4 protein-coding genes are annotated in these 1,866 nt (G+C 34.7%); all 4 read right to left on the bottom strand.

The window, feature by feature from the left end; all coding sequences use genetic code 11:
- Positions 1–37 precede the first annotated feature (37 nt).
- The gene (locus ABYK33_RS15715) at positions 38–421 is read right to left on the bottom strand and encodes a hypothetical protein (RefSeq protein ID WP_373034262.1); all 384 of its coding nucleotides are present in this window, start codon (positions 419–421) and stop codon (positions 38–40) included.
- 85 nt (positions 422–506) lie between these two features.
- Positions 507–830, bottom strand: coding sequence for a hypothetical protein (locus ABYK33_RS15710; RefSeq protein ID WP_373034261.1), 324 nt, complete (start codon positions 828–830; stop codon positions 507–509).
- Positions 831–964: 134 nt separating this feature from the next.
- The gene (locus ABYK33_RS15705; protein ID WP_373034260.1) at positions 965–1,198 is read right to left on the bottom strand and encodes a colicin E3-like toxin immunity protein; all 234 of its coding nucleotides are present in this window, start codon (positions 1,196–1,198) and stop codon (positions 965–967) included.
- 88 nt (positions 1,199–1,286) lie between these two features.
- Positions 1,287–1,706 (bottom strand): GNAT family N-acetyltransferase, encoded by a 420-nt coding sequence (locus ABYK33_RS15700; protein ID WP_373034259.1) that lies wholly within the window; start codon positions 1,704–1,706, stop codon positions 1,287–1,289.
- Between the last annotated feature and the right edge of the window lie 160 nt (positions 1,707–1,866).

The raw sequence follows: 1,866 nt of genomic DNA, 5'->3' as shown, positions 1-1,866 counted from the left end.
GCGGGTTTTTGATTGGTCTCCTTTGGTTTGTTATGTGTCATTCGCCTACCAATTTCACTTTGAAGTATTGTTCGGCTTCCATAGCAACATCCATATCTGTCTTAACTCCTTCAGAAACCTTGTACTGACCTGACGGCTTGACAAATATAATTCCAACATCACTTGCTACGTCGCTCACTCCCAGCTCAATAGTGTAGTCAGGCTTCACTATTTTAATAGGCAATTGCTCAGCAAGATGCACGTCAAACCCTTTCTTTGTAAGAAAGTCATTCAGTTTGTCATAATAAAAGTAGAAATCCGCATTGGTTTCTTCATCTGATTGCTCAGTACTCGCAATGTTGAAGAAAACTATACTCCCCACTGATTCCGCTTGAGCTTGAAACATAAACAAAATGCCAATGAGCACAAGTATCTTTTTCATGTCATCTCCCATGGCACATAACGTTTGAGTATAGCCAATAAGTTGCCGCTAGGTAACTTATTGGTTACTATGCTTTGTTATGTTTTTAATTTAATAGCTGTTCAAATTCTTCTTGATTTTCTATATCGTTTGAACTAAATGTCCAATTAAGTGTTTTACCCGTTGCTGATGTTCTACAATGAACAGAGACTGCTTTATTGGTTACTTTATGTATATAATTGTCAGTAAATCCATAATTTCTATCCATTCTGTTGTCATTCTTTTCTGCAATATGATTTTCTCTATTTTCTAATTCCCAGCTATCACTTTTTAACTTATTATGAATATTAGTTCCAAATGGTATACCTTTTGGATATAACTTACCGTAACGATACTTACTTGTAAATGCATCTGTATATTTCAATTCCATGTTCTAATTTCCTTTAACATAACGCTTAAGCTCAGCCGACCGCCGTAGCGGGGCTTGGTTTGTGCTACACAGCACAAGCCAAGTGCCTCGGAGGTGGGTCGGCTGGAGCGCCTTGTTATGTGGTTTGCATGTTGTCACCCGGATGCCTCTATGAAGTATGAGTATTTTGCTAGATTGATTCTGTGGTCTACGTGTTTTTGTAGTTCAGATAAGTGCACATCATTTACTTCCCAGCAATCATACATTGGGTCATCAGAGGGAACGCCGAATAGTTTTTGTAGTTGATTAAGTTCAATATCTTTTAGGTTCTCTTGCCCAACTGAAAACTCCGTGTCTTTGCTATACCACTGTAGATAACGCCTAACCATGATGTTAATTCTTTCACACATAACGACTGTCTTGAGAAATAGTTTTGCCGTAGGGGAAACTATTTCTCTCCAAGGTTTTGTTAGACATTTACAAATCTTTTTGGAAATGTAAAGCTATGACTTTATAACTCTCTTTTTCCCAAAAATTATGTGCAGCTTTGTTATTTATATAACAATTTAATTCACTTGCTACACAATCATTGTTTTTAGCGTAACCATAAATCCACTGCATCATTTTAGAGCCGATTTTTTGATTTTGATACTCAGGGAGAATCATCATATTATCTGGTTCAATATGTTTACCAACATAATACTTAGTTAAAATCCATAAACCACAAATTCCAATAAGCTTATCATTGTCAAAAGCTCCAACACACTGATAACCTTCTTTAATCATATCACTAAGCCGCTCTTCTAATGTCTCTTCTGATATAGAAGTATTCAATATTTTAAGAAGTGGAATTATTGAATTTATTTTTTTGTTATCTATCAATTCAATGGTAATCAATACATCTCCTAATATGTGTCTAACTATTTAATATCGGACATTTTATACACTATAGCCTTAAACTATCAAATATTTTCACCTACAAAATATATTTATAATTAACAAAATATTGCAATATGACATAAATGTACCCTCTTTGTGTAAAGAAAACTACGCTTAT

Source organism: Sulfurovum sp., assembly GCF_041562805.1.
Classification (GTDB): Bacteria; Campylobacterota; Campylobacteria; order Campylobacterales; family Sulfurovaceae; genus Sulfurovum.
This window is presented reverse-complemented; position numbering and strand designations above follow the sequence as displayed.